The organism is Streptomyces oceani (genome assembly GCF_001751245.1).
Classification (GTDB): domain Bacteria; phylum Actinomycetota; class Actinomycetes; order Streptomycetales; family Streptomycetaceae; genus Streptomyces; species Streptomyces oceani.
This window is the reverse complement of the sequence record NZ_LJGU01000166.1, coordinates 1-6,293: the sequence shown is the minus strand read 5'-3', so window position 1 is coordinate 6,293 and position 6,293 is coordinate 1. Positions and strand designations below refer to the sequence as shown.

Below are 6,293 nucleotides of genomic sequence, written 5' to 3'. Positions count from 1 at the left end.
GCCGGACTGCGCGCCCAGCCGCGCCCCCGGGCGTGCGCCCACCCGGGCCGACGAGGACGCCAGCGGGGACGCGCCCATGGCCGGGGCTTCCGTCCCGCTCGATCGGGCCGTCGATACGGTGCTGCGCGACTTTCGTCCGAATCCTGATGCATTCATTGGTTTGCGTCCCCTCATCCCCTTTGTCGCAAGCGCCATGATACGCATCGCGGTTGCGCGCGGCGTACTCGCATGGTGTCACCGGGTGACCGCGACCGTGTGGTCTCCGCGCCCGTGCGGAGCCAAACGTCGCCTTCGAAGAGGTCCACGGCATCATTGCCGTCATGCGAGCCGTGGTACAGAGAGTGGACGGGGCCAGCGTCGTCGTGGACGGCGGGACGGTCGGTGAGATCAAGGGGCCGGGCCTCTGTGTCCTGGTGGGCGTGACCCACACCGACACCGAGACGGAGGCGGAGCGGCTGGCCCGCAAGCTGTGGAGCGTGCGGCTCTTCGCGCCCGGTGACGACGGGGAGGGCGAGCGCTCATGCTCCGATCTGGGCCTCCCGCTGTTGGTCATCAGCCAGTTCACGCTCTACGGCGACACCCGTAAGGGCCGCCGTCCGGGCTGGAGCGCGGCGGCACCGGGCGCGGTGGCGGAACCGCTGGTGGCGGAGGTCGTGCGACAGCTACGGGCGCTGGGTGCCGAGGTGGCGACCGGCGAGTTCGGCGCCCAGATGCGGGTCAGCCTGACCAACGACGGGCCGTTCACCGTACTGCTCGAGGTCTGAGCGTCGCACCGCCGCCGCGGGCACCCGCCGCCGCGGGCACCCGACGTCACGGGACCGGAACCGGGGCCGGACGCCACGGCGCCGGCCGCTCAGGGAGCGACGACGGTTTCCTGCGCCGCCGCCGTGCCCTCCGCACCCACGATCAACTCGGCGTCCGCGGCGGTGTTCCGCTTGATCAGCGCCAGCGCGATCGGGCCCAGCTCGTGATGCCGGGCCGACGTGGTGACGAAGCCCAGCGCGCGCCCCTCGGGGCCGTCCTCCGCACGTCGTACGCCGTCGCCGTGCACCGGGAGCCGCACCTCGCTGCCGTCCAGGTGCAGGAACACCAACCGCCGTGGCGGCTTCCCCAGGTTGTGCACCCGCGCCACCGTCTCCTGCCCCCGATAGCAGCCCTTGTCCAGGTGCACCGCCGAGCCGATCCAGCCCACCTCGTGCGGGATGGTGCGGTGGTCCGTCTCCATGCCCAGCCGCGGCCGGTGGTCCGCCACCCGCAGCGCCTCGAGCGCGAGCACCCCGATCGCCGGGCCGTGCTCCGCCGCGAACTCCCGCAGCGACGCCCGCGGTAGGAACAGGTCCCGGCCCTGCGCCGTCTCCCGTACGGGTGTCCCCTCCGGGGTGTCCACGATCGAGCCCGCCGGCAGCCGCAGCACCGCGTACTCCTCGGTGCGGTCCTGGATCTCCACCCGGTAGAAGAACCTCATGCTCTCCAGGTACGCGATGAAGTCGCCCCGCTTGCCGGGCTCCGTATGCATCCAGGTCGTCGAACCGTCGTCGACGAGCTGCACCTCGTGCTCGACATGGCCGTTCGCCGACAGCACGAGCGCTTCCGTGGCATGCCCCGGCGGCAGCTCGCTGACGTGCTGGGTCAGCAGGAGGTGCAGCCAGGACAACCGGTCCGCGCCCTCGACCGTGACCACTCCGCGATGCGAGAGGTCCACGAAGCCCGCGCCGTCCGCGAGCGCGCGTTGCTCACGGAACAGGTCGCCGTAGTGCGCGGCGACCCCCTCGTCCGGTCCTTCGGCTGGTACGGCACCGGGCAGTGTCAGGAGCGGGCTCTTCATACGGTCCAGCCTACGGCCCGGGCCGGCACCTCGTGCACCTACGGGTAGGTCTGAGCGGCGCCACCGGCCCGTACCCCCCGCCCCTACGCCCGCCGCCGGTGCGCCCGGCCCGCACGCCCGCCGCCGGTACGCCCGCCGCTCACCGCTGCTTCGCCTCGCACTTCCCACAGCGGCCGAAGATCGCGAAGTGCTTCATGTCGGTCTCGAAGCCGAACTTCTCCCGCAGCGCCTCCGTGAACGAGGCGGCGGCGGACAGGTCGGCCTCTATGACCTCCGTGCAGTCCCGGCAGACCAGATGCATGTGGTGGTGCCGGTCCGCGAGGTGGTACGTGGGCGCGCCGTGGCCGAGATGCGCGTGCGAGACGAGCCCCAACTCCTCCAGGAGGTCCAGGGTGCGGTAGACCGTGGAGATGTTCACGCCGCCGGCCGTGCGGCGCACCTCGGCGAGGATGTCGTCGGGGGTGGAGTGCTCCAGCTTGTCCACGGCCTCCAGCACGAGCTGGCGCTGCGGGGTGAGGCGGTACCCGCGCGCCCTCAGGTCACTTTGCCACTCAGTGCTTGCTGCCACCCCGCCAGTCTACGAGGCGCCGCGCGTGACCCGGCCCGGCCGGCGGCTCGTACCCGACAGCGGGTGGGACGGGGGGACGGACACGGCGAGGAACGGCCCGTCGAGCGACGGCCCCCGCCGGTGGTGCCGGCTCACTTGAAGAAGGCGATCCCGTCGTCCGGCAGGTCCGCGACGTCCTTCGCCCACTCGCTCGGGTCGACGAGCTTCCGCAGCTGCGCCGACATGTACGGATACAGGGGGCTCTCCGGCGTGGACCGCTCGCCCACCCACATCAGGTCGCTGTTGACGTAGCCGTACAGCCGCTTGCCGCCGTTGTACGCCGCGGCCGAGGCCGTCCGCGCGATCGCGTCCGTCGCCAGGTCGACCTGCGGCTTGTCCTCGGCCAGCTCGCCGTACCACACCTCCGCGACGCCCTGGTCGCGGATCATCACGACCTCGACCTGCCGGTCCCGGTCGATCCGCCAGTAGCCGGTCTCGGTCTCCAGCGGATCAGTCTTGATGCCCTCGTCGTTGAGGACCCAGCTGTGCGAGACGTACTCCAGGAAGTCCCGCCCGTCATGGGTGAAGCTGACCTCCTGGCCGAAGTTGCGTTGCACCGTGCCGGGGCCTTCGTCGCCGTCCAGGGCGGCGACTCCCGCACCGGTCCAGTTGCCGAGCAGGAAGGCCAGGGGCACGAGGTCGGGGTGCAGGTCGGACGGGATCTCGATCATGGGGAGACTCAGGCGATCTGTAGCGGTACGGGCGATTCGGGCGGTGTGCGGCGTACGCGGCGCGGACGCCGAGCGGCCGGTGGCCGTGCGGCCGGTGGCCATACGGTCTGCGGCCGGTGGCTCAGCGCTGTCCCTGGTAGAGCCGCTTGACGGTGAGCCCGGCGAAGGCCGCGGTTCCGACGCAGACCAGGACCATCAGGGCGACGAAGAACGCGTGCAGCACGGTGACTCTCCTTGCGGGGCTCTACGGGATCGGGCCACCGTCGAGTCTAGTCGCCACCGGTCGGATGCCGCCGCGCGGTGTGCGGGGCCGCTCCGTATCGCCTCGGTACGCCGTCTCCGTACGGCTTGGTCCGCCTCCGTACCGCGTGGGTGGCCGGGTGGGGCGGGACCGTACGACATGGCACGGTGTGCGCATGGCGAAGAAGCTCGTGATCAAGGTGACAGCCGGCGTGGACGCGCCGGAACGGTGCTCGCAGGCGTTCACGGTGGCCGCCGTCGCCGCCGCCAGCGGCGTCGAGGTCTCGCTCTGGCTCACCGGGGAGTCGGCTTGGTTCGCGCTGCCCGGCCGGGCGGCGGAGTTCGAGCTGCCGCATGCGGCGCCGCTGCCAGAGCTGATCGACGGCGTCCAGGCCGGCGGCCGGATCACCCTGTGCACCCAGTGCGCGGCACGTCGCGGAATCACGGAGGAGGAGGTGCTGGCGGGCGTACGGATCGCCGGCGCGCAGGTCTTCGTCAGCGAGGTGATGGGGGAGGACGTACAGGCGCTGGTGTACTGAGCGTACCCGGGGCCCGTCATCCCGCCCGGACACTGATGGTGACCGATCGAACGCGTGTCGTACGCTGGGCGGATACGGAGGGCACGCCGGCGGCCACCCGCGCGGCGCGCCCGATTCGGCGCGGGGTGTCTGGGGCGGGGTATGGATCTGGCGGGACGGATAGCGGCTCGTCGTGCGGGGCAGGGCGTGTCAGCGGAGTTGCTGGGTGAGTTGCGGCGCACGCCGCTGCTGGTACCGCTGCTGGACGGCGGGCTGCTGACGGGGACGTTCGGCGGCGTCAGCTGGGTGTACGCCTTCACGGACGCGGCGGCGCTGGCACGTTTCGCGCCGTACGACGGCCCGGCCGGCGGCGAACCCGTCGGCGGCGAACCGGCCGGCGGTTCCGGTGGCGGCGAACCGGGCGGAGACGGCGCTCATGACGGTGTACCGGATGACCCGGCGCGCCCCCATGTGACCGTGCTCGGCGCCCGGTTGCTCGACGTCGTGATCCCCTCGCTGACGGGGCCGACCGGGGTGGCGGTGAACGTCGCCGACGGCGACCGTTCCATGCTCTTCCCGCCGGTGCGCGGCATCGTGCCGGACGCCGTGGCCGTGGACCTGGACGCGCGGGACGACCTGGGGAAGACCGCCCGGTGAGCGGCGACGCGGACCTGAACGTCAGCGAGGCGGCCCTCCAACAGATCACCAGCGGACTCAAGGCCGCCATCAGCGAGTTGAAGGAGGCCGGCAGCACGGAGCCGTCCGCGCTGCTGGGTTCGGGCTTCGCCGAGCTGGAGCTGACGATGAAGGAAGTGGGGGAGGGCGACCTCGCCGACGCCTTCGAGAGCTTCTGCGAGCACTGGGAGTGGGGCGTACGCGGCCTGATCGGCGAGGCCAACACCATCGCGGACCGGCTGAACCTCTCGGCCGGGCTGATGTACCGCGAGGAGCGGTACTGGGAGGGCAACTTCAAGCACCTGGTCAACTCCGCCAACCTGACGGCGAATCCCGGCCTCTCCCGGGAGGAGGTCGCGCGGCAGGGGTGGGAGGAGATCATCAAGGCGGATGACCCGGACTACAGCGGCGAGTCCATCGACCGTGGGAGGGAGGAGGCGGATCGCGTCTGGGCCCAGGCGAACAGCGACCCCGAGGGGCGGTTCAGCCCCGTGGGCGAGCCCGCACCGCCGCCGGCCCCGCCGCCCGTGCCGGGTCCCGGAGCCGGTCCGCAAGCCGGTCCGCCGGCCGATCCCTCGGCCGTCCCCGGGCCCGGGGACGGGCCGGAATTCCAACCGGCGCCCGGCAGCGAGCCGGGCAGCGTGGCGCGGTTCCGTCCGGTGGGTGAGCCGGACGTCCCGCCGATGGCGGGGCCGCCCGCCGATCCCGGTGGCTCCGCGCCCCGTACTGACCCGGGTACCGACCCCGGCACCGAAGCCCACTTCCGCCCCGCCGACCCGAACGGTGACGCGGACTGATGGTGGGTTGGGGGCCGGTGGATGACTGGGTGGACAAGGGTCAGGAGTTGGTGGGGGAGACCGTTGAGGGTGCGGGCGAGGCGGTTGCCGACGGTTTCGAGTCGGTGGGCTGGGACGAGTTCGCTGTAGCGGCACGTCGTGGTGCGCAGAAGGTGGCGAACCGGCTGGGCGCTGACGTGGACGAGTTGGAGCTGGGGCAGTCCACGGACCCGAAGGCGTTGGTGTTCGGCAGCGCCAGCAAGCTGCGGTCGACGGCGGGGCGGTTGCGGGATTTCGGTGGGGCGTTCGAGCGGGTGGGTCGGGGGCTGCGGGGGCTGGGCGCCGGGGAGTGGAAGGGGGAGGCGGCGGAGGCGTTCCGTCAGCGGATCGAGGTGGAGCCGAGGAAGTGGTTCGTGGCGGCGGACGCCTGTGGGGAGGCGGCGAGCGCCCTGGACGACTTCGCGGGGACGGTGGAGTGGGCGCAGGGGCAGGCGCGGGAGGCGATCGAGCTGTGGCGGGAGGCCACGGCGGCTTCCGAGCGCGCGGAGCAGGAGCGGGAGAGGCGGGTCGCGACGTACGACACGCAGGTGGCGATGTACAACGCGGCGGTGGCGGGTGGGGGTGACCCGGGCACGCCGNCCCGTTACGAGTTCAGCCACGACACCGCGCTGCGGCTGACCCGGGTGACGAACCCGTACGGCCTCAGCTGGGACTACGCGTACGACCCGGCCGGACACCTGATATCCGAGAGCGACTTCGACGGCCGCACCCTCACCTACACCCACGACCAGGCCGGACGGCTTTCCTCCCGCACCAACCCACTCGGGCAGACCGTCACCTACACCCGCGACGCCCTCGGCCAGATCATCGGCAAGGACGCCGACGGGCAGCACACCAGCTTCGCCTACGACGGCGCCGGGCGGCTGACCGAGGCCATCAGCCCCCAGGCGGAACTGCTGTGGCACCGCGACAAGCTCGGCC

The 6,293-nt window shown here is 72.2% G+C and carries 8 protein-coding genes; 5 read left to right on the top strand and 3 right to left on the bottom strand.

Features of this window, described 5'->3' with window-relative positions:
- Positions 1 to 320: 320 nt before the first annotated feature.
- Positions 321 to 764 carry a D-aminoacyl-tRNA deacylase gene (gene dtd / locus AN216_RS26120; RefSeq protein WP_070199202.1) on the top strand — a complete coding sequence of 148 codons (444 nt, stop codon included), beginning with the start codon at positions 321 to 323 and terminating at the stop codon, positions 762 to 764.
- An 89-nt stretch (positions 765 to 853) separates the two neighbouring features.
- Here the strand turns inward: dtd and ygfZ are convergent, their stop codons facing one another.
- The 3 genes from ygfZ to AN216_RS26105 form a co-directional block, all read right to left on the bottom strand.
- Positions 854 to 1,825: a CAF17-like 4Fe-4S cluster assembly/insertion protein YgfZ gene (gene ygfZ / locus AN216_RS26115; RefSeq protein WP_070199201.1), complete on the bottom strand. Its 972-nt coding sequence runs from the start codon at positions 1,823 to 1,825 to the stop codon at positions 854 to 856.
- A gap of 139 nt (positions 1,826 to 1,964) precedes the next feature.
- The gene (locus AN216_RS26110) at positions 1,965 to 2,393 is read right to left on the bottom strand and encodes a Fur family transcriptional regulator (RefSeq protein ID WP_079167018.1); all 429 of its coding nucleotides are present in this window, start codon (positions 2,391 to 2,393) and stop codon (positions 1,965 to 1,967) included.
- Between the two features lie 131 nt (positions 2,394 to 2,524).
- Positions 2,525 to 3,103, bottom strand: a complete 579-nt coding sequence (locus AN216_RS26105) for a heme-binding beta-barrel domain-containing protein (RefSeq protein WP_070199200.1) — start codon at positions 3,101 to 3,103, stop codon at positions 2,525 to 2,527.
- A gap of 416 nt (positions 3,104 to 3,519) precedes the next feature.
- On the opposite strand from AN216_RS26105, the gene AN216_RS26100 reads away from it, so the two are divergent.
- The 4 genes from AN216_RS26100 to AN216_RS26085 all read left to right on the top strand — a co-directional run.
- A complete protein-coding gene (locus AN216_RS26100) occupies positions 3,520 to 3,882 on the top strand; it encodes a DsrE family protein (RefSeq protein WP_070199199.1) in 363 nt (120 codons plus the stop codon).
- 141 nt (positions 3,883 to 4,023) lie between these two features.
- Positions 4,024 to 4,518: a hypothetical protein gene (locus tag AN216_RS26095; RefSeq protein ID WP_107402109.1), complete on the top strand. Its 495-nt coding sequence runs from the start codon at positions 4,024 to 4,026 to the stop codon at positions 4,516 to 4,518.
- A complete protein-coding gene (locus AN216_RS28500) occupies positions 4,515 to 5,333 on the top strand; it encodes a hypothetical protein (protein ID WP_070199198.1) in 819 nt (272 codons plus the stop codon). The genes AN216_RS26095 and AN216_RS28500 overlap by 4 nt, the downstream gene beginning before the upstream one ends.
- Positions 5,333 to 6,293, top strand: a 961-nt coding sequence (locus tag AN216_RS26085) for an RHS repeat domain-containing protein (protein ID WP_139141009.1), incomplete at its 3' end; no start/stop codon positions are given. The genes AN216_RS28500 and AN216_RS26085, both read left to right, overlap by 1 nt.

Bases quoted from the DNA above. Each gene is read 5' to 3' on its own strand.
- dtd (WP_070199202.1), top strand. From the start codon at position 321: ATGCGAGCCGTGGTACAGAGAGTGGACGGGGCCAGCGTCGTCGTGGAC.
- ygfZ (WP_070199201.1), bottom strand. From the start codon at position 1,825: ATGAAGAGCCCGCTCCTGACACTGCCCGGTGCCGTACCAGCCGAAGGA.
- AN216_RS26105 (WP_070199200.1), bottom strand. From the start codon at position 3,103: ATGATCGAGATCCCGTCCGACCTGCACCCCGACCTCGTGCCCCTGGCC.
- AN216_RS26100 (WP_070199199.1), top strand. From the start codon at position 3,520: ATGGCGAAGAAGCTCGTGATCAAGGTGACAGCCGGCGTGGACGCGCCG.
- AN216_RS26095 (WP_107402109.1), top strand. From the start codon at position 4,024: ATGGATCTGGCGGGACGGATAGCGGCTCGTCGTGCGGGGCAGGGCGTG.